Annotated in this window: 18 protein-coding genes; 13 read left to right on the top strand and 5 right to left on the bottom strand. The window is 57.4% G+C overall.

The genetic code is table 11. The annotated features are described in order from the left end of the window. Nucleotides 1-18: 18 nt before the first annotated feature. The gene (valS, locus tag EYQ49_03805; protein HIG25009.1) at nucleotides 19-2652 is read left to right on the top strand and encodes a valine--tRNA ligase; all 2634 of its coding nucleotides are present in this window, start codon (nucleotides 19-21) and stop codon (nucleotides 2650-2652) included. Between the two features lie 14 nt (nucleotides 2653-2666). On the opposite strand, the gene EYQ49_03800 is transcribed toward valS, so the two are convergent. Genes EYQ49_03800 through EYQ49_03790 form a run of 3 tightly spaced genes read right to left on the bottom strand, consistent with a single transcriptional unit; the run spans nucleotide 2667 to nucleotide 4130 of the window. Next, entirely contained in the window at nucleotides 2667-3083 is a 417-nt protein-coding gene (locus EYQ49_03800; GenBank protein HIG25008.1) for a hypothetical protein, read from the bottom strand. Beyond that, nucleotides 3073-3615, bottom strand: a complete 543-nt coding sequence (locus EYQ49_03795) for a hypothetical protein (protein HIG25007.1) — start codon at nucleotides 3613-3615, stop codon at nucleotides 3073-3075. The genes EYQ49_03800 and EYQ49_03795 overlap by 11 nt, the downstream gene beginning before the upstream one ends. Nucleotides 3616-3623: 8 nt before the next feature. Beyond that, on the bottom strand, nucleotides 3624-4130 hold the full coding sequence (locus tag EYQ49_03790; protein ID HIG25006.1) for a hypothetical protein: 507 nt from the start codon (nucleotides 4128-4130) through the stop codon (nucleotides 3624-3626). Nucleotides 4131-4221: 91 nt separating this feature from the next. Between EYQ49_03790 and EYQ49_03785 the strand changes: the two genes are divergently transcribed. Beyond that, nucleotides 4222-5025: an enoyl-CoA hydratase/isomerase family protein gene (locus EYQ49_03785; protein HIG25005.1), complete on the top strand. Its 804-nt coding sequence runs from the start codon at nucleotides 4222-4224 to the stop codon at nucleotides 5023-5025. Here the strand turns inward: EYQ49_03785 and EYQ49_03780 are convergent, their stop codons facing one another. Then, complete coding sequence (locus tag EYQ49_03780; GenBank protein ID HIG25004.1) at nucleotides 5026-5367, bottom strand: pyridoxamine 5'-phosphate oxidase; 342 nt, start codon at nucleotides 5365-5367, stop codon at nucleotides 5026-5028. It abuts the gene before it with no gap. 53 nt (nucleotides 5368-5420) lie between these two features. On the opposite strand from EYQ49_03780, the gene EYQ49_03775 reads away from it, so the two are divergent. The 6 genes from EYQ49_03775 to EYQ49_03750 are packed head-to-tail and all read left to right on the top strand — an operon-like array spanning nucleotide 5421 to nucleotide 10095. Next, nucleotides 5421-5810, top strand: a complete 390-nt coding sequence (locus EYQ49_03775) for a MerR family DNA-binding transcriptional regulator (protein ID HIG25003.1) — start codon at nucleotides 5421-5423, stop codon at nucleotides 5808-5810. Continuing rightward, nucleotides 5810-6481, top strand: coding sequence for a hypothetical protein (locus EYQ49_03770; GenBank protein ID HIG25002.1), 672 nt, complete (start codon nucleotides 5810-5812; stop codon nucleotides 6479-6481). The genes EYQ49_03775 and EYQ49_03770 overlap by 1 nt, the downstream gene beginning before the upstream one ends. Beyond that, nucleotides 6478-7257, top strand: a complete 780-nt coding sequence (gene modB, locus EYQ49_03765; protein HIG25001.1) for a molybdate ABC transporter permease subunit — start codon at nucleotides 6478-6480, stop codon at nucleotides 7255-7257. Before EYQ49_03770 ends, modB begins: the two co-directional genes overlap by 4 nt. After that, the gene (locus tag EYQ49_03760; GenBank protein HIG25000.1) at nucleotides 7254-7877 is read left to right on the top strand and encodes an ATP-binding cassette domain-containing protein; all 624 of its coding nucleotides are present in this window, start codon (nucleotides 7254-7256) and stop codon (nucleotides 7875-7877) included. Before modB ends, EYQ49_03760 begins: the two co-directional genes overlap by 4 nt. Nucleotides 7878-7886: 9 nt before the next feature. Then, nucleotides 7887-8663: an SDR family oxidoreductase gene (locus tag EYQ49_03755; protein HIG24999.1), complete on the top strand. Its 777-nt coding sequence runs from the start codon at nucleotides 7887-7889 to the stop codon at nucleotides 8661-8663. Between the two features lie 7 nt (nucleotides 8664-8670). Continuing rightward, the gene (locus EYQ49_03750; GenBank protein ID HIG24998.1) at nucleotides 8671-10095 is read left to right on the top strand and encodes an amidase; all 1425 of its coding nucleotides are present in this window, start codon (nucleotides 8671-8673) and stop codon (nucleotides 10093-10095) included. 59 nt (nucleotides 10096-10154) lie between these two features. Here EYQ49_03750 and EYQ49_03745 read toward each other — a convergent pair whose 3' ends face one another. Beyond that, complete coding sequence (locus EYQ49_03745; protein ID HIG24997.1) at nucleotides 10155-12212, bottom strand: S9 family peptidase; 2058 nt, start codon at nucleotides 12210-12212, stop codon at nucleotides 10155-10157. A 110-nt stretch (nucleotides 12213-12322) separates the two neighbouring features. Here EYQ49_03745 and EYQ49_03740 point away from each other — a divergent pair, with 110 nt between their 5' ends. The 5 genes from EYQ49_03740 to EYQ49_03720 are packed head-to-tail and all read left to right on the top strand — an operon-like array spanning nucleotide 12323 to nucleotide 19519. Further along, nucleotides 12323-13432 carry a zinc-binding dehydrogenase gene (locus EYQ49_03740; GenBank protein ID HIG24996.1) on the top strand — a complete coding sequence of 370 codons (1110 nt, stop codon included), beginning with the start codon at nucleotides 12323-12325 and terminating at the stop codon, nucleotides 13430-13432. Between the two features lie 3 nt (nucleotides 13433-13435). Further along, complete coding sequence (locus tag EYQ49_03735; GenBank protein ID HIG24995.1) at nucleotides 13436-14665, top strand: mandelate racemase/muconate lactonizing enzyme family protein; 1230 nt, start codon at nucleotides 13436-13438, stop codon at nucleotides 14663-14665. 58 nt (nucleotides 14666-14723) lie between these two features. After that, nucleotides 14724-15494 (top strand): IclR family transcriptional regulator, encoded by a 771-nt coding sequence (locus EYQ49_03730; protein HIG24994.1) that lies wholly within the window; start codon nucleotides 14724-14726, stop codon nucleotides 15492-15494. Further along, nucleotides 15491-17032, top strand: a complete 1542-nt coding sequence (locus EYQ49_03725; GenBank protein HIG24993.1) for a methyltransferase — start codon at nucleotides 15491-15493, stop codon at nucleotides 17030-17032. Before EYQ49_03730 ends, EYQ49_03725 begins: the two co-directional genes overlap by 4 nt. Before the next feature lie 45 nt (nucleotides 17033-17077). Beyond that, nucleotides 17078-19519, top strand: coding sequence for an FAD-dependent oxidoreductase (locus EYQ49_03720; GenBank protein ID HIG24992.1), 2442 nt, complete (start codon nucleotides 17078-17080; stop codon nucleotides 19517-19519). Nucleotides 19520-19521 lie beyond the last annotated feature (2 nt).

The raw sequence follows: 19521 nt of genomic DNA, 5'->3' as shown, positions 1-19521 counted from the left end.
CGGTAACCTCAAGGCTTCATGAACGATTACTTTCCTAACCCATCACGGCCCGCCACCGTCCCTCCCAAGCCAACCCTCGAAGGGATTGAGCAAGAATGGGACGTCGCCTGGGAAAACCAGGACACTTTTCGCTTTGACCGCAGCAAAACCAGAGCCCAAGTGTTCTCCATTGACACCCCGCCACCCACGGTCAGCGGTTCGCTCCACGTGGGCCATGTTTTTTCCTACACCCACACTGACACCATCGCCCGCTACCAACGCATGCAAGGCAAAGAAGTTTTTTACCCCATGGGGTGGGACGACAACGGCTTGCCCACCGAACGCCGGGTGCAAAACTATTTCGGCGTGCGCTGCGACCCCTCGTTGCCTTATGACCCAAATTTCACCCCTCCCGAAGATGCTGGCGACGCCAAAGTCATAAAAAAACGCCGAGACCACGACATCAGTCGACGCAACTTTGTTGAACTCTGCCACCTACTAACTCAAGAAGACGAAAAAGTCTTTGAATCTCTCTGGCGACAACTCGGGTTATCCATTGACTGGAACCTCACCTACGCCACCATTGATGACCGATGCCAACGCATGGCCCAACGAGCTTTTTTACGCAACCTTGAACGCGGCGAGGCCTACCAGATAGAAGCCCCTTCACTTTGGGACGTCACCTTCCGCACTGCGGTGGCGCAAGCCGAACTCGAAGACCGCCCCCGCCCCGGCGCCTACCACCAACTGCTCTTTCACCTGCCCGAAGGTACCCCCAGCCACCAGGGCCAACCCCACCTCCAAATTGCTACCACCCGGCCTGAACTCTTAGCGGCCTGCGTAGCCCTAGTGGCCCACCCAGACGATGAGCGTTACCAACCCCTGTTCGGCACCACGGTGACCACCCCAATATTTGGTGTTGACGTACCGGTCTTAGCCCACGAACTAGCCGACCCAGAAAAAGGCACCGGCATCGCCATGATCTGCACCTTTGGCGACACCACCGATGTGATCTGGTGGCGCGAACTCAACCTGCCGGTACGAGCGGTCATCAACCGGGACGGGCGCTTTTTAGCCGACCCACCACAAGGGGTCAAGAGCACGGAGGCACAAGAGGCGTACGCCCGACTGGCGGGCAAAACCGTGTTCTCGGCGCAAAAAGAAATGGTAGAAATGCTCACCGCTTCTGGTGAAATGGTTGGCGAACCGGAACCCATAGAGCACCCGGTGAAGTTCTTTGAAAAAGGCGACAAACCACTAGAGATCGTGACCAGTCGCCAGTGGTACATCCGCAACGGCGGCCGCGACACTGACCTGCGGCAAAAGTTAGTAAACCGGGGTGACGAGGTGACTTGGCACCCGGCCTACATGCAAACCCGCTACACCAACTGGGTAGATGGCCTTAACGGTGACTGGTTGATTAGCCGTCAACGCTTCTTCGGCGTGCCTCTGCCGCTGTGGTACCGCTTGGACGACCAAGGCGAACCGCTCTACGACCAAATCATTACCCCCGACCACGACACCTTGCCCATTGACCCTTCGTCGCTGGCTGCCCCCGGCTTTGATGAAAGCCAGCGCGGCCAACCCGGCGGTTTTGTGGGCGACCCCGACGTGATGGACACTTGGGCTACTTCTTCGCTGAGCCCACAAATTGTTTGTGGCTGGGGCGAAGACGACGACTTGTTTGCCCGCACCTACCCCATGGACTTACGGCCCCAAGCCCACGACATCATTCGCACCTGGCTGTTCTCGACCATGGTGCGCTCCCATTTTGAAGAAGACACCGCCCCTTGGCGTCACGCTTCGCTCAGCGGTTGGGTGCTCGACCCGGATCGTAAAAAAATGTCGAAATCCAAAGGCAACGTGGTGACCCCCATGGGTTTGCTAGAACAATACGGCTCAGATGCTGTCCGCTATTGGGCCGCCAACGGCCGCCCCGGCACCGACACCGCTTTTGACGACGGGCAGATGAAAGTCGGACGGCGTTTGTCAATCAAGATCCTTAACGCCAGTCGCTTTGTGCTGGGTTTTGGTGCCGACGACGACCAACCGCTGATTGTTGACCCGGCGGTCATCACCCATGCTTTAGACCAAGCCATGTTGGCTCGTTTGGCTGACCTTGTTGAAGAATCCACCACGGCTTTCGAGGCTTTCGATTACGCCCGGGCCTTGGAACGCACCGAAGCATTTTTCTGGTCTTTTACCGATGACTACTTGGAGTTAGTAAAGACCCGGGCCTACCAAGGCGAGCATGCTGATGCCGAATCGGCTCGCCATGCATTGCGTTTAATCCTGTCTACTTTGCTGCGTCTCTTTGCCCCTTTCCTGCCTTTCGTAACCGAAGAGGTGTGGTCTTGGTGGCAAGACGGTTCGGTGCATCGCCAGACTTGGCCCGCCAGCGAAGCTTTACGACCCATAACTGACGGCACCGACGCTGCGGTGGCTTTGGTGGCCGCCGAAGCACTAGCGGAAGTACGCAAACACAAGACCCTGGCCCAACGCTCTCTGGCCACCCCAGTGATCGCTTGCACCATCACCGTGCCTGCCGATCGTTTAGCGTTTCTAGAACAAGCCTTAGATGACGTTACCTTGGGGGCCCGAGCCACCAACATCACTTTGGTAACGGGCGACCAACTTTCAGCCCAAGTAGAACTCGAAGGCCTCGTTGAGTAGGCCGACGGAAACGTTCACCTTCTCCTAATATCTCGAAAGAGATCAACGAAGTATCCACCTACGGTGACCGTGGTCCACGAGACAAACAAAGTTATTGAACCCACGAGAACTGCCTCTTGATACACCGAAAACACGCCAAGCCCTGATTCTCGCTGAACAAATCTTCCCTCAACGAAAAGATAAAAAATGGTTGATAAAAACCACGGCACAAAAAATTTAACCCACGGCGGCCGTTGCCGTATCGTCCCCACCACCGCCACAAAAATAAGTCCCCCCATTAAGCCCTCCCACACCCCCATGGTTCGCGTAATCAACCGCCACTCTTCAATAGAGCGCTCCACCAACACCTTGGTAACCAAATAAATAGTTGAAGCCACCAACGAATAGACCAACGACTCGCCAACCAGTCGCCAACTCGCCTTACGGACCATTGTGATGAAAATCCACTGAATAACTTAGCGAAGCGGCGGTTACTGCCACGTTGTAAACCACCGCTTTTGCTAAACAATCTGGGAGGAAGGCCGCCCAAACACCGTTTAAACGGTCCCAACAAAGAAACCTGATGTCATCTTCCAAACGCTGATTAGAGGCAAAGATCGTCCCACTCCTCCAGGTATCTAAAGTGGGGTCAATAAACTCTTCAATCCCATAGAATTGCTTCCAGTTAAAGTCATGGCGCTCACAGGCTTTCCACACTGACACCACGCGAGATCCTGAAACTGCCCACCAAGAGATCGGGTAAGAAAACGTATCTGGCGAGTTGCTGCACCGATCAGATCGCCAATCAAAATACCAGTAAGGGTCTATCCAGTTGTTTCGGTGTGCCTGAAATCCGTAAACGTCTAGGGTGCTTCCATAGACCCCACCCACATATTTTGCTTCGTTATATTGATCAGCGCCGGAGGGTTCTTCACATGCCGTGGCCGCCAGCATGAAAGGCAAGCCAACAACTGCAACTTTCAATAATCGCACTACTTAGCGACCTCACTGGGCGATAAGCCAAACACCTCGGGGTGTTCTCTAATGAACTGATCAATACGCTCGTTGCGTTCATTTTCGTAATCTTCCATAGACCCGGCCTTTTCTGTTTCTTTTGTACAGGTCCGGTCGGTTTCTCGCAGTTTTTCATCCGCAGTATCGGCCACTACCGCTGGGTTTACCTCGGCGTAGCCGGCGGCATCCATGCATTCTGCATAAATTTCCATGGCCTTCATGAACACCACCAAATCTGCAGACGACATCTCTACCCCTTGCAGGACGGTGAGGTATTCATTCAAAACCTCCATCATCTCCGTGGGGTCGGAACCGCTTTCTAGCCCCACAAACGCTTCACGAGGGTCCACCAAAAGTTTGTCTCTGGTTTGCTCGAGCACCGTCCTTTGTTCGGCCTCAGACGAATCGCCCAAAAAAACAAACGCCCCCGCTACCACCAAACCTAAAGCAACAAAACCTAACAAACCCCGAGGAAAAACTTTCATTCCCCACCATAGCCCAACCTCTAAACGTCATCTCTGGTATCTCTTTAACGCCAACTAAGCAACCAGGAACTTTCTGGGCCACACTTGGGTCATGACCCACAACACTCCCCCTACCTTTGAACACCTCGCCGTTACCTGTGATGGACGCCGCGGCACCTTAACCCTGACCCGGCCCGACTCACTAAACAGCCTGACCAACGAGGTTATGGCCGAAATAATTGCCGCCGCCGACTGGTTTGACCACCAACCCAACCTGCGGGTAGTAGTCGTCTCTGGTGAGGGCCGGGCTTTTTGCTCTGGGTTTAACGTCACCGCTTTTTCTACCGACGAGCCCTCGCCCGCCGGAGGCCGGACACCCGCTGACACCGGCCGCCTGATGGCCGATGCTTTAGAACGCATGTCGCCGGTGCTTATTGCTCGCCTGCACGGCCATGTTGTAGGTGGCGGGCTCGTGCTGGCTGCCGCTTGCGACCTACGAGTTTGTGCTGACGACGTCCGTTTTTTGATCCCCGAAGTAGACCTCGGCATCCCCCTTGCTTGGGGCGGCATCCCAAGGCTGGTGCGAGAGATAGGCCCCGCCCTTACCAAAGAACTGGTCATGACCTGTCGACCATTTGACGCCGCCGAAGCCAAAGCGGCCGGGTTTTTAAACACCGTGGTGCCTGTTGAAGAACTTGACGACGCAGTTGAGAGCTTGGCCGAAGCTGTCGCTTCCCGACCTCGGGCCGCTGTGTTGGCCACCAAACGTCACACCAATGCGGTGACCGAACAAATGGTGGGCCTAAGTCGTTCCTGGTCAGACGCCGACGGTTTGGCCATCGCCCTCCGGGACCCCGAAAGTCGGGCCGCCCAAGAGGCTTACGTAGAGAAACTTAAAACCAAAAAACGGCCTTAGCTAGCACCCCAATGAAGACGGCGGGCGATGGAGAATGCCCGATACGAAAGAAATAGTTACCTCGGTGGGTTCTTCAGCAGACACCACCGAACCGGTGCCATCAACCAACATGGAATGCGCCCCCACACCGGGTGGCGGAAAAATCAAAGTCACCGGGCCGCCGCTCGCTAAGTTGCGTAGCGTGCCCCCGCCCGGGGTGCAGCGGATCTCCCGGCCCTCCATGGCCACCGGCACGTGCACCACCTTGGGGGTGCCGTCACTCCCTACCGTAATTAAAAAACAGTCGTTGCCGTAGTCGTCTAAACGAGCCGGAAGTTGTTCAATGGTCACAGGAATACTCATAGATAAAGTCTACAACATTGCTGTTTGCAAGTTTTTGGCCTAGATTTTCTTGCATGAACCAATTTAAAATAGGTGAGGCAGCCCAACTACTTGGGGTCAGCGCCGACACCATGCGCCGTTGGGTAGACAACGGCCGATGCAAAGCACAGCGTTCCGTTAGCGGACATCGCCTCGTTAACGGCCCCGACCTGGCCCGCTTAGCCCAAGAACTCGCCGAGGCGCCCGATGACGCCGACCGAACCATGTCGGCCCGCAACCGTTTTACCGGCCTAGTAACCAAAGTCACCAAAGACACCGTTATGGCTCAAGTAGAGATGCAAGCCGGCCCCCACCGAGTGGTATCGCTGATCTCCGCCGAAGCAGTAGACGCGCTCGGCTTGGCCCCTGGCGTTCTGGCAGTTGCCGTCATAAAAGCCACCAACGTGGTCATCGAACGCCCCTAATGCGCAATATTTTTCTCTTATTTCTGCTAGTCGCCGGGTGCGGCAGCAACCAAAGCGATGCCCTCACCGTCTTTTCGGCCTCTTCTTTAACCGACGTGGCCCCCGCCCTTCTCGCCCAATCCGACCAAGCCGGCACGCTGGTGTTTGGCGGCTCCAATCATCTGGCCGTCCAAATAGCCGACGGCGCACCCGCCGATGTGCTGCTTACCGCCGACCTTTCATTGCTGAGCCTCGATGCCGCAACCCACCACACCTCGGCCTTTGCCCAAAACCATCTGGTGTTAGCCGTGTCCATCGGAAACCCCTCCCACCTCACCGGACCGAAAGACCTTGCCCGCCCCGAATTAGCCATAGCCATCTGCGCAAAAGAAGTCCCCTGCGGAAAAGCCACCCTGGACCTCAACTACCCCATAGCGGTCGACACCTACGAAACCAGCGTGCGTTCCGTGGCCACCAAGTTGGCCATGGGAGAAGTGGACCTCGGCGTGGTTTACGCCACCGATACACAAGCCCAACCCAGCATCGAAACCCTCTGGCCCCTTGAAGCCACGTGCCCATGCGTCACCTACCACGCCATAGCGCTCACCGAACAAGGAGTACCTTTTGTAAAATCCTTGGGGAAAGAAAAGGCCCAAGCATTGCTAGCCAGTTACGGGTTTTCTCAGCCATGAAACGCTTCATGGTTTCTGTCGCAGGGCTCACCGTAGCTCTCCTTGCCCTCCCCTTGGTGGGGTTACTTCAGCGCATGCCGTGGTCGTCGCTGGGCAACCCGCTTACCAACCACGGCACGCTTGAAGCGCTAAAAGTTTCACTTACCGTCAGCCTGTTGGCCACCATCATGGTTTTTCTTCTCGGCACCCCGCTGGCCTGGGCCATAGCTCGAGTTTCGGTACCGGGTCGACGATTCATTCGAGCCCTCATCATGTTGCCCATGGTGCTGCCCCCTGTGGTGGGCGGCACCGCTCTGCTTTTTGCATTAGGGCGACAAGGGTTGGTTGGTCAATGGCTCAACCAGTGGTTCGGCATCACCTTGCCTTTCACCTTGGCCGGTGCGGTGGTAGCCGCCATTTTTGTGGCTTTGCCCTTCTACGTCATCGCCGTTGAAGGGGCGTTACAGTCGGCAGGCCAACACCTTGAAGATCTCGAAGACATGGCCGGCACCCTTGGGGCCAGCCCATGGAATGTTTTGCGCCGTATCACCTACCCCCAAGTATTGCCCGCCATGGGCGCTGGCCTCGCTTTAGCTTGGGCACGAGCTCTCGGCGAGTTTGGCGCCACCATTACTTTTGCTGGCAACCTTCCCGGCCGCACCCAAACCTTGCCTCTGGCCACCTTTTTAGCTTTAGAAAACAACCCCGAAGAGGCCCTTGTTTTAAGCCTGATTTTACTGGTGGCCTCCCTCGGGGTACTCATTGGTTTGCGCGATCGCTGGATGCCCTCCTCATGACCGCCCTCACTCTGGTCGGAGAAACCCGCATCGGCACCTTGGAATTAGCCGTTGACCTGCAAGTCGAAGCCGGAGAAACACTGGCCATCTTGGGGCCCAACGGAGTAGGAAAAACCAGCCTGCTTCGGGTAATAAGTGGGCTCTTGCCCCTCACTACAGGGGCCCTTTACCTGAACGATCAAGTGGCCGACCAACCAACAAGTAAAACTTTTTTACCCCCGCACCTTCGCTCTGTGGGGTGGGTACCTCAAGGTCGATTACTTTTCCCCCACCTTACCGTTGTCGAAAATATTGGCTTTAGCCCGCGGGCCACCCCCGCTCGGGTGGCGCAACTCATTGAGGCTCTCAGCCTCTCCGCATTGGCCGAACGTAAACCCGCAGCTTGTTCAGGCGGGCAAGCCCAACGAGTTGCCGTAGCCCGGGCCTTAGCCGCCGACCCTCGCATTTTGCTCCTCGATGAACCCTCCACCGCCTTAGACACTGAGTCGCAAGAACTCATCCACCACGTTCTTTCTTCTCTTGACCAGGTGGCGACTTTGCTGGTGACCCACAACCTTGACGAGGCAAACCGTCTCGCTGACTCCACCGCCACCTTTTCTAATGGGGTACTCAGCAAGTAGGTTTTACTTATGAGCCCCACCCATGCCCTCGATCTTTTTCGCCTCGACGACCGCGTGGTCATCATTACCGGGGCCAGTTCAGGGCTCGGCGAACGTTTCGCCCGAGTGGTGGCCGGGGTAGGCGCCAAAGTGGTGCTGGCCGCTCGCCGAGTGGACCGATTGGAGCACTTGGCCGCCGAACTCCCCGACGCCCTCGCCGTGCCCTGCGACTTGTCTGCCCCCGGTGCTCCACAAAACTTGATCGACGCCGCCTTGACCCACTACGGGCAGATCGATGTGGTGATCAACAACGCAGGTATCTCTCGAGTAGTACCAGCCCTCGATGATGACCTTGATGATTTTCGCCGAGAAATAGAAATTGACCTCATCGCCCCCTACGAGTTGGCTCGGCGAGCAGCTCGCTGGTGGGTTGACAACAACCACCCCGGAGCGATCATTAACTTGGGTTCCGTCCTTGGGTTAGTAGCCGGAGGAAAACTCCGGGTACCCGGTTACGCCGCCGCCAAAGGCGGGCTGCACCAACTGACCCGAGAACTCGCCGTGGAGTGGGCAAGAAAGAGCATCAGGGTCAACGCCCTCGCACCCGGATGGTTTGAAACCGAAATGAACTCTGACGACATGTTTCACTCCGATACAGGAAAAGCATATGTAGCGAGCGGCGCACCTATGGGGCGAGGAGGCCAAGCCCACGAACTCGACGGAGCACTACTGTTATTGGCCTCCGACGCCGGCTCCTACCTCACCGGGCAAATACTTACCGTTGACGGCGGATGGACCGCCGTTTAACCTCACCATGGTGTTCGACCGCCAACTGCTCAGCCATGATGCCCTCGGCCTCTCTGCGCTCGTTCGAAGCGGTGAGGTCACCCCAGAGGAACTCTTAGAGGCAACGACCGCCCGCGTTGAACGCCTCGACGGAATACTAAAAGCCGTCATAACCAGTTGCCCAGAGCGAGCCCTAAACCACATAAAACAAAGAAATCCTTCAACACCTTTCGCGGGCATACCCACCTTTCTAAAAGATCTCGTTGACCTTGAAGGGGTAAGGCGCACCGACGGTTCACGATCCATGCTGAACAACATCAGCACAGAATCAGCGGCCTGGGTTACCGCAGCCGAAGCAGCAGGACTCGTAATGGCCGGCAAAACCAATACCCCAGAATTCGCCTCTATGACCGTGACCGACAACGACGCATTCGGCGCCACCCTTAACCCATGGAACCCAAACCTCTCTGCAGGCGGATCCAGCGGAGGCGCAGCAGCGGCAGTGGCTGCTGGCTACACACCAATTGCGCACGGTACCGACGGTGGAGGATCAAACCGAATCCCCGCATCTTGGTGTGGCGTATTTGGGATGAAACCCAGCCGAAAACGTTTAGCTTCCGGCGAGTTAGACGGTTCTCACCCAGTATTTAAAACCCACTCAACCCTCAGTCGCACGGTGCGCGACAACGCTGCCGTGTTTCTTTCCACTCAAAACACCAGCCAAGGCCCGCAAAAAAACCCCTACCCGATCCTTAGCGCATTCAACCCACTTGGCGCCCGACCGCTACGCATCGCCTTCACCCTCGAAGACCCATTTGGCGACCAACCCGACCCAGCAATCCGAACCGCTTTAGAGAACACTGTCCAACTCTGTGAAGCCCTCGGCCACCAAGTAACCACGGTCAAACACCCAGTAGATGGCGAGAAATTTTTTGCTATGTACTCCGGAATATTCCTAAGCCGCACCACCGGATTAATCGAAATGATCGAACAAGCAAGCGGGCTTCCTATTGAAAAATCCGGCCTCCTCACCCGTTGCACCATTGACTTCGTACGCAGCGGCGATGCGCTTCCCCCTGGTGCTGCCCAAACAGCCGAAGCCGACCGAATTGTTTTAGAAACAACCATGGCCAAGTTCTTCACCGACCATGACGTTTGGCTAACCCCAGTCACCCCTCACCTACCAACGACTGCCACCGATTGGCTTTCCTCTCACCCCTTCGACGAGCAACGCACCCAATGGTCAATGGGGTCACTACCCATCGCCAACGCCATCGGAGGGCCAGCCATGTCGGTTCCCCTGTGGTGGGATGAAAACACCGACCTTCCCATAGGCTCCCACTTTTCAGCCGAACCAGGAGCCGACGAAATGCTCTACGCTCTCGCCTTTCAACTCGAAACAGCCCGACCGTGGGCCCACCGATGGGCTCCCACCTCAGCCAAATACCTTTAAGAGCTCTCGTCAACAATTACTGAACCGCAACCGGCTTGCGTTGCAGTTTAAAACAATGCTCACCCTGGGCTCGTTTCCCCGCCAGCATCGAGCGACCGGCGGAGAAAATCTAACTGAACCAGCAGCAAATTTTCGGCGACTTCTTCTTGCGGGGTCATGTGGGTAACCCCCGACAAGGGCAACACTTGATGCGGCCGGCCGGCAGCCAACAAGGCTTGCGAAAGTTTCAAAGTATGGGCCACCACCACATTGTCATCGGCCAAACCATGTATAAGTAGCAACGGGCGGGTCAGTTTGGCGGCTTCACGGCAAAGGTCGGTGCGTTCGTAATTTTCTGGCTCGCTATCGGGATGCCCTAAATATCGTTCGGTGTAGTGGGTGTCGTAAAGTCGCCAATCAGTAACCGGTGCTCCGGCTATCGCAACATGAAAAACATCTGGTCGGCGAAGGACCGCCAAGGCCGCTAAATAGCCGCCGAACGACCAGCCTCGTATCCCCACTCGGTGGAGGTCAAGTCGCTCATCTCGGTTCGCCAAGGCTTGCAGCGCATCCACTTGATCATCAAGCACCGGGCCCGCCAAATCGCCGCGCACTTCTCGCTCCCACTGTGGCCCTCGACCGGGGGTTCCTCGGCCATCGGCCACCACCACGGCAAACCCCTGGTCGGCAAACCACTGAGAAGTCAAAAACTGACCACGAGATCGTTGCACCCGTTGTGCATGGGGGCCACCGTAGGGGTCGAGAAGAACCGGCAATGGAGACCCGTCATGGTCGCCGGGGAACAACACTGCAGCATGAATGTTTCGTTCCCCCACTACATAAAAACTCGGGGCAGGTGACACCAATGGCTCTTCGGCAAAGGAGGCTACGGTGTGCCCGCTTACCCTCAAAGAAGAACCAGCAAGGCTCGTTTCATGCCGGGCTATTACTCCGCCGGCAGCCACCGCCCAACACACACCTTCAGTAACGGACACTGGCTCAACAGACCCGTCCTTACCCACGGTTACCACAGCAACATCCAGCGGATTAGTTGAGGACGCCACCATCAACCGGTTGTCTACCAGACCCAATACTTGGCGTATTTGCCGGCCGGGGGGCGACAAGGTTTGCCCGTCGACAACCAAGCACCGAGTGTCTTGACGATCTTCCACAGTGAGAAGAGACCCCTCCCACCAACGAGGTACCCCGGGAACCAACTCCACCCACTGTTCGTCGGTGACTCGGTATCGTTCCTCGGTTTCGCCGGTGCTGGGGTCCATCGTGAGCACTGCCATGGTGCGCTGATCACGGGTCTGCACGGCAAGCAATGGAAGACCATCGGTGTCCCAACGCACTGATGAAAGGTACTCAAACTCTTCGCTAGCCCAGTCAACATCTTTTCGGGTGCCGTCAAGCCTTACTACGGACAGGCCCACTTTGGCATTGGCGGTACCGGCGGCCGGGTAGCGCATGGGTTGCGGTGATTCATGGGGAGCCACCGGAGCAGAAACCCACCATTGTTCAACCGAAGCTTCTTCAACCCGAGTCACCAATAGCGACCCACCATCCGGTGCCCACCAATGCCCTCTGCTGCGGCCCATTTCCTCGGCGGCCACAAACTCTGCTGACCCCCAAGACACTGTTTCGGTCGTACCAGAAATCAAACCATGGTCACCGTTTGCACCGGTGATGCGTAAGCCTTGCCCAGACACATAGGCCACTGCGGTTCCATCAGGGCTAAGCCGTGGATCAAAAACTGGACCCCGTGTAGCGAGTTCCACCACTCGGGTTTCTTCAACATCAACGAGGAATACTCGTCCCGCTAAAGCAAAACATGCCCTGCTGGCATCGGGCAAAGCATCATAAGCCACAATGCCTTCACCCACTTCTCGAGCTCTTTCTCGACGAGCCGTCTCGGCCGCCGAATTAGCCCCCTCTTCTAAGAGTTTTGCGGGGTCAACCACCAAACGCTCTTCGCCGGTTTGTGGGTTCATTGACCATAAAGCATTTATCGGGTCGCCGCCTCCAGCGGACCGTAAAAATAAGACTCTTTTGCCAGTATTTCCCACGGTGACCGTGCGCGGCGCTCCGCAACTAAACCGACGAGTGCGAGCATGTTGTCGAGGAAAAGTATCCACAACCTATGGTGCCACATCTCTCACCCCCGCGCCATATGGGGTCTGGCCCAAGTGTCGCAAAATAAGGGTGGGCTAGACGGGCGGTAAAGGCGAGGGTATTATTCGCAACAATGAGAGAAGACTCGGGCACTAAAATACTGGCTGCGGTACATCGCTCAGTTGGCCACCCAGCCACTCTAGAAACGGTGAACCTGGCCAAACCAGAGGACAACGAAGTCCGGGTACTCGTCGATGCATGCGCTATTTGCCACTCTGACCTGATGTTCATTGATGGCGGATGGGTTACTGAATTTCCCACTGTTTTTGGTCACGAAATTGCTGGCCGAGTCGTCGAGACTGGCTCGTCGGTTACCGGCCTGACTGCCGGCACTCCGGTGGTGGTTTCACTCATCGCCACCTGCGGGCAATGCCTCCCCTGCCAGCAAGGCCACGATGTGGCCTGCGAAAACCCGCCCCCCAGCAATCCCCTCACCGACGCAAACAATCGCACCGTTACCAAGGGCCTCAACACCGGAGGATTCGCCGAACAAGTGGTCGTACACCGCTCCCAAGTAGTGGCCGTCCCACCCGAAATGCCCGCCACCTCAGCCTCGCTCCTCGGGTGCGGGGTGCTCACCGGAGTCGGGGCCGCTCGCAACACCGCAAACATCCAACCAGGAGAAACGGTAGCCGTAGTGGGCTGTGGCGGAGTCGGCATGGGGGTCATCCAAGGCGCCCAGTTAGCCGGAGCCACCGTCATCGTGGCCCTCGACCCCCAAGCAGACAAACGCTCCCTGGCTCTCACCATGGGAGCCACCCACACCGCCGACCCTCTAAACCAAGACCCGGCAGAAGCCATTAGCCAAGCCACCGGCGGACGCCTTGCCGACCATGTTCTTCTCGCCACCGCCGCCCCAACCGCCCTAAACAGCGCACTGGCTTTGCTGGCTCCCATGGGAGCGCTCACTCTGGTCGGTATGCCCGCCGACGGCGTGACCCTGACCATTGACCCCAGCGCCTTGGCCGGCTACAACCAACGCATCCTCGGCTCCAAAATGGGTACCGCTCGACTCAACCGAGACATCCCCGCCCTCGTAGCCGATTATTTTGCCGGCCACCTAAAACTTGACCAACTGGTGAGTTCTACCTACCCTCTAGAAGACCTAGAACAAGCACTGGACGAAGTACGCAGCGGTTCCGCCCTGCGCACGGTCATCGTGTTCAACCAACCCGAGGCATAACCCATGAAAATCACCGAAGTCGAAACCTTCGTGGTAGGCAACCCGCCACCCCGCCACGGCGGCCGCTACTTCATTTTTGTTACCTTGACCACCGACCAAGGGGTCAAAGGCGTCGGCGAAGCTTACGTAGCAACGGTTAACCCTCACCTGGTAGCCGACATGATCCAAGACGTAGCTCAACGCTGGCTAGTTGGCCACAGCCCATTCAACGTGGAATCTTTTTGGCGAAGGGCCTACACCAGCGGTTACAGCGGCCGCCCCGACCCCACCCTCTGCGGGGCAATCAGTGCCCTAGAAATAGCTTGCTGGGACATCATGGGTAAAGAAACCGGCCGCCCCGTTTACGACCTACTAGGCGGCCGAGTGCACGAAGGGTTGCGCTCCTACACCTACCTTTATCCGCCCAACGAAGACGCCTACGCCCCCAAAGACGGACCGAATCTTTACGTTGACCCAGCACAAGCAGCGGAACAAGCAATAGTTGAACTTGAGAAAGGTTTTACGGCAATCAAATTTGACCCCGCCGGCCCTTACACCGCTTTTGACGGCCGGCAACCTTCCCTTGAACGCATCGATTTGTCGGCCCGCTACACCGCAGCTCTGCGAGAAACAGTAGGCACCCGAGCCGACTTGTTGTTCGGCACCCACGGGCAGTTCACCCCCTCCGGAGCGCTCCGCCTCGCGCAGCGCCTCGAAGCCTACGACCCCTTATGGTTTGAAGAACCCGTCCCGCCCGACCATGTTGAAGGCATGGCTCAAGTAGCACGCGGCACCAGTATCCCAATAGCCACCGGCGAACGCCTGACCACCGTTACCGAGTTCGCGGCGGTACTCCAGGCTGGCGCAGCACAAATTTTGCAACCAAATTTGGGTCGCAGCGGCGGCATTTTGCAAGGCAAGAAGATTGCTTCGCTGGCCGAGGTTTATCAAGCCTCGTTAGCTCCTCACTGCTACTGCGGCCCGGTGGTAGCGGCGGCCAACATTGCTTTAGCGGCCTGTTCGCCGAACTTTTTAATCCTCGAATCCATCGGCACCTTTGACGGATTCCACGCCGAGTTATTAGAAACACCTATCCGGTGGGAAGAAGGCATGGTCATTCCGTCAAAAGAACCAGGCCTCGGGGTGACCTTGAACGAAGACGTGGCTCGAGCCAACCCATACAACGGACACGATTTACATCTTGAACCAGCTGTCGACCCTCCTCCCGTAACGGAAAATCTCTCCACCCCTTAGTTCCCGCATAGTGGGAACCAGTTGACAGATTCCCATACACCGGTAATCTTTGCAGATCATGACCGCCGTGCAAAGCGTCGAACGCTCCCTCCACCTGCTGCGAGAAATCGCCGAAGAACCGGGACGCCTCGTTGAACTCGCCGACCGCGTCAACCTGCCCACCAGCACCACAGCCCGACTACTGGCCACCCTCGAAACCAACAACGCCATAGAACGCAACAGCGACGGCGTTTACCGCATCGGTGGGCTCATAAAAACCATGGGACGCGTCGCCGAACCTGGAATCAACCTCGAAACAGCCGCCCAACCTCACCTCCTTGACCTCTCCAGCCAATTCGACGAAGCAGCCTGCATCGCCGTACTCATTGGCCGTAACACCGTCACCACCCAACAAGTAGATGCCCCCAAACCCGTCCAAGCAGAAGACTGGACCGGCACCCGAGTCCCCCTCCACGCTGGATCCGCCGGACTAGTCATCATGGCCACCTGGAACGACCAAGAAGTGGCCACCTACCTCCAAGGCAACCTCTCCACCCACACCGAACACACCGTCACCGACCCAGACACTTTACTCAAACGCATCCACCGCGTTCGCCGCATCGGTGCCGTCTGGACCCACAGCGAATACGTGCCCGGCCTCTCTAGCTGCGCCGCAGCAATCTGCGGCCCCAACGGCCGAGCTATCGGCTCCCTTTACGTTTATGGGCCAAGCTACCGTTACCCCCTTTCTGGAGAAGCCCGCACCGTGGCCACCACCATCCGCGACCGGGCCCGTCAAATATCAGCCAGCCTCACCCAACAACCAGAAATAGTAAAAAAAGCCTCATGACCGAACCCCGCCGTACCCGCCGAGGCGCTCGCAGCAGTCGTTCCAAAACCGTTGATATCCTGGCCAAACAGCCCCCCTTTGAACAACCACGCATGCGTTTCGACCCCCTGCGGGCCGTCTCCGAAGACGAACTCGAAGCAATTCACCAAGCCTCACTTCGGGTACTAGCCGAAACCGGTATTGACTTTTTAGACGAAACAGCCCGCCAACAACTCGCCGACGCCGGGGCCGAAATAGACGGCAACCGGGTCCGTTTCAGCCCTGAACTGGTCATGCAACTCATGACAACCGTGCCCGAACAGTTCACCCTGCACGGGATACGCCCCGAACGAAGCCTCCAGATGGGCGGCAACGCCATCGCCGTTACCTCAGTGGCCAGCCCCCCTTTTGTTACCGGCTTAGGGCGCGACCGGCGAGACGGCAACCGAGAGGACTACCGCAACCTGATCAAAATGAGTCAAGTCATGAACTGCATCCACACCTCGGCCGGCTACCCAGTGGAACCCATGGACCTCCACCCCTCAATACGGCACCTTCAAGCCACCCACGACATGATCACCCTTTCCGACAAGCCACCTTTCGTATACAGCATCAGCCGACCCCGCAACCAAGACGCCATCGAAATGACCCGCATCGCCCGCGGCATAGACCACGAAACCATCAACCAAGAAACCTCTATTCTCTCCGTCATCAACACCAGTACTCCCCTGCGCTACGACACGGTGATGCTGCACGGCATTCAAGAAATGTCGGCCCGCAACCAAGGGATCGTCATTACCCCCTTCACCCTGGCCGGGGCCATGGCCCCCATCACGGTGGCAGGCGCCCTCGTGCTCCAAAATGCCGAAGCCCTCGCCGGCATGGCCTACACCCAAGTCGTCAAACCGGGCGCACCGGTCATCTACGGAGGGTTCACCTCCAACGTTGACATGCGCTCCGGGGCCCCCGCTTTTGGCACCCCCGAATACTGGAAAGCCTGCCTAGTGGGCGGGCAACTCGCTCGGCGCTACAAAGTGCCCTACCGGTCATCAAACGTCAACGCCTCCAACAGCGTGGACGCACAATCAGCCTACGAAAGCGTGATCTCCCTATGGGGAGCCGTCATGGGCGGAGTCAACCTTTTACTCCACGGCGCAGGCTGGCTCGAAGGCGGCCTCTTAACCTCCTACGAAAAAATGGTTATCGACGGCGACATCCTCAACATGATTTCCGAAATGCTCAAACCCATCACCATCGATGACGCCACCCTGGCCGTAGAAGCAATCGCCGAGGTCGGGCCCGGTGGCCACTTCTTCGGCACCAGCCATACCCAAGAGCGCTACACCACCGAACACTTTCAACCCATGGTGTCCAGTTGGAAAAACTTCGAAAGTTGGGACGAAGACGGGCGCATCGAAGCCCCCGAGCGATCCACCAAAATCGCTCAACAAATGATCGACGCTCACCAAGAACCCCCCATGGAACCGCAAATACGAGCAGAACTCGACGAATTCGTAGAACGCCGAATCGCCGAAGGCGGCGTCGAAACCGATTACTAGCCCTCAATCAGCAAACAACTTTTATCTAAGCAAACGGAGAACGACATGAAAACCCATGCTCAAGCAGTAGTTATCGGCGGCGGCGTCGTCGGCGCCAGCATCCTCTACCACCTCACCAAAAACGGGTGGAACGACGTGGTGCTCGTAGAACGCAAAGAACTCACCGCTGGCTCCACCTGGCACGCCGCCGGTGGCATGCACACCCTCAACGGCAACCCCAACGTGGCCGCTCTACAGCGCTACACCGTGCAGTTATACAAAGAACTTGAAGAAATTTCTGGCGTGGACTGCGGCCTCCACCTCACCGGCGAAATGATGCTGGCCGACACCGAAGACCGCATGGACTGGCTCCGCATGACCCACGCTCGCGGCCAATACCTGGGTATGGAAACCGAAATCATCTCGGTTTCTGAAGCCAAAGAAATGCTGCCCATCATGGACGAAAAACACTTCGTAGGCGCCCTCTGGGACCCCGTGGGCGGCCACGTAGACCCCTCCGGCGTTACCTATGCCTACGCTAAAGCTGCCCAAATGGCCGGGGCAGAAATCTATCGCAACTGTTGGGCCCAAGACCTGGTGCAAAAAGCCGACGGCACCTGGGACGTAGTAACCGAAAAAGGCACCATCAATACCGAAAACATCGTCAACTGTGGCGGCCTGTGGGCCCGCGAAGTAGGCCGCATGTGCGGAATTGAGCTCCCAATTTTGGCTATGGAACACATGTACCTCCTCACCGAAGAGATCCCCGAAATCAAAGACTGGCTCGACGCTACCGGCGGCCACGGGCGCGGGGCTGTGGACTTCGGCGGCGAAATCTACCTCCGTGCCGAAGCCGGAGGCCTGCTGCTCGGCACCTACGAAAAAGCTTGCGTCCCTTGGTCAACCAAAGAAACCCCTTGGGACTTCGGGTCGCAACTCCTTACTCCCGACATCGAACGGCTCGCCCCCTCACTCAAAGTTGGCTTCGACCACTTCCCCATTTTTAACGACGTGGGCATCAAGCAAGTAATAAACGGCCCCTTTACTTTTGCCCCCGATGGCAACCCAGTTATCGGGCCGGTACGAGGGCAACGAGGCCACTGGGTCGCAGCCGGCATCATGGCTGGTCTAAGCCAAGGGGGCGGCGTTGGCCTGACCATGGCCAACTGGATGACCTCCGGCGACCCGGGCCACGACATTTGGGGCATGGACGTCGCTCGCTTTGGCGACTGGACCACCCCCGGATACACCCAAGCCAAAGTCATGGAAAACTACAGCAACCGTTTCCGCATTGCCTTCCCCAACGAAGAACTCCCCGCCGGGCGACCCTTGCATACCTCACCCATCTACGGCCGACTCAACGACGCCAACGCCGTATGGGGCGCCGGCTACGGGTTAGAAACCGCCTTGTGGTTCCAACGCCCTGGCGAAGAAGCGGTAGAAGACGTGACCTTCAAACGCTCCAACGCTTTCAAGGTCGTTGCTGAAGAAGTGTCCGCCGTACGCAACGGAGTGGGGCTCATCGAAACCACCGGGTTTGCCAAACATCAATTCAGCGGCCCCGGGGCACGAGAATTTCTTGACTACCTCATGAGCAACACCATCCCCAAAGCGGGGCGCATGGCCCTAACCCCCATGCTGAATCATCAAGGCAACTTGATCGGCGACTTCACCGTGGCCACCTTGGCCGACCCATTTGACGGTAGTGAAACCTTCACCGTGTTTGGCTCTGGCGTAGCCGAGGGCTACCACGAGCGCTGGTTTATTGAACACCTGCCCCAAGACCGGTCGGTCACCTACCGGGCACTGAGCCACGAAATGACCGGCCTTTCTATCGCCGGACCAAAGGCACGAGAAGTACTGGCCGCAGCATGCGACGATGACGTCTCTAACGAAGCATTCCGTTTCTTAGATTTCCGCCGCCTCAACATCGGCATGATCCCCACCATGACCGGCCGCATCACTTTCACTGGCGACTTGGGTTACGAAATCTGGGTTCCGGCCTCTTTGCAGGTGCAACTCTTTGACCTCCTTATGGAAGCGGGCGCTGCACACGGCATCAAGCCTTTTGGCCTTCATGCCTTGAACTCCATGCGTTTCGACAAAGGGTTCGGTTCCTGGGGCACCGAATTTCGCCCTGTTTACACCCCTTGGGAAGGCGGCTTAGGCCACTTCGTGAAACTCAACAAAGGAGATTTCATCGGCCGAGAAGCCGCTACACAAAGCCAAGAAAACCCGGCACGTCAACTCTCCACCTTCACCATTGAAGCAGTAAACGCCGATGCCTTAGGCGACGAACCGATCTGGCACAACGGCAAAGTTGTGGGCTGGCTTACCTCCGGGGCCTACTCGCATGGCTGCCAGGCTTCTATGGCTCTGGGTTATCTGCCTACAGAGCTCTGCCAAGAAACCGAAGGATTCGAAATTGAAGTACTGGGTGTCCGCCGCCCCGCTACTCGGTTGGACGAACCACTCTTTGACCCCTCTGGGTCACGCATGCGAGGCTAGTT

It is taken from the genome of Acidimicrobiia bacterium, assembly GCA_012959995.1.
Classification (GTDB): domain Bacteria; phylum Actinomycetota; class Acidimicrobiia; order Acidimicrobiales; family MedAcidi-G1; genus MedAcidi-G2B.
This window is presented reverse-complemented; position numbering and strand designations above follow the sequence as displayed.